The sequence below is a fragment of the Acinetobacter sp. GN11 genome (genome assembly GCF_054823985.1).
The window spans coordinates 1-1,382 of record NZ_JRVL01000325.1; the positions used below are offsets into that span (position 1 = coordinate 1).

Here is a 1,382-nt window from a genome sequence, read left to right on the forward strand (position 1 = left end):
TTGTTATCGTTTTAATATTTTTATTTTCTTTTAAGTCTTTTTCTTTTAGTTGGATAAAATCTAATAATTGATTCGGTTTTGATATATTTTCATATTCATTAAAATTTTGACGCTGGAATACTAAGTTGTTTTTATTCTGAATAAGAAAGTATTGCTGAGGAAGAAAGCCAATAATAGGGTTGTTGTTGTCATTTAAATAAATGAGCCCAGTTAATCCTTGTAAATTTTTTAAAATCTCGGCAGCATTTTTGCCATGTAATGAGATTTTTTTCTTTAACTGAGACATTTTTTAATAACAGAATAGTTAATGAGGGAAATATTAGTTTACTACAACTTGTGGATCATCAGGGAGAAGACTGATGAGAGAGGTATTTTTTGCTGATAAAATGGTCGAATTTTAGTGTGGGATTAGAGTTGTATTTGTGAAGCTAAAAGCGAAATAAATAGAGTGTACCGTTTGTCGGGTAGTTGGCAAAAAATGCACAACACTAGTTGAACAAAAAGTAACGTAGATGTAATTTAGTAATTGCTAAGCAAAACTACTCAAGGATTGGAAGTTTCGGTTGCTATAAAAGAAAAATGCAACTTGAGACAATGAGAGTGGTTAAAGTCAAAAAATAAATGCTCTTGGGAGAGTGCTCAATGAAAATGTTCACTAAACTTGCTTTAGTTTCTTCTTTAGCTATCAGCGCAAATGCAATGGCAATGCAGTCAATGGACGATGCTGCACTAAGCGCCGCTACAGGTCAAGATGGTATTAACATCGGTATCGCTTTAGGTTCTGGCGGTGTTTCTATCGATAAATTATATCTACACGATAATGATGGTTTAGCATCATCAACTGGTATTACTGGTGCTTCAGGTACTGGTGGTGCAATCGCAATCAGCGGCGTTACTCTTACCCAAACAGGTACAGGTAATCTTTTAGATTTAGCAATTGATACAAATGGTGCTTCGGGCTCAAACGGTGCTTTTTTAAACGTTGCTGCGACAGTAGGTGCGGTTGATATTCATGTAGGTTCAATTGGTGTAGGTACTTCTGGTACTTTAAACCAAACAACTGCTGTACGTGGTATTACAGAAACAGCTCCAACTGAAATTATCTCTGGTTTAGATTTATCTTTAGGTCAGATTTCAGCGAATGTTCAGTTAGGTGCTACACCACAAGGTGCAATGATCAAAGTAAATTCGAGTTTAAAAGGTGGTTTAACACTATCTAACTTTGGTATTAATGACGCTGCTGGCGGCGGTAAAATTGTCCTAGATAAAGTAATGGTACGTGGTGCTGGTAATACTACTGGTGATTTAGACGTTAATGCGAATATTTCAGTTGTACCAACTGGCTTAAAAATCCAAAATAATAGTACTCAAGGCATGAATGT

1 protein-coding gene and 1 pseudogene are annotated in these 1,382 nt (G+C 35.4%); one reads left to right on the forward strand and one right to left on the reverse strand.

Going from position 1 to position 1,382, the window contains the following annotated elements; genetic code table 11:
* Positions 1-286 (reverse strand): annotated as a pseudogene (locus NL42_RS18850) (aminodeoxychorismate synthase component I); the annotation flags it as partial.
* A 356-nt stretch (positions 287-642) separates the two neighbouring features.
* On the opposite strand from NL42_RS18850, the gene filA reads away from it, so the two are divergent.
* The coding region (gene filA, locus NL42_RS18855; protein WP_461313912.1) for a putative pilus system protein FilA at positions 643-1,382 on the forward strand (740 nt) is incomplete at its 3' end.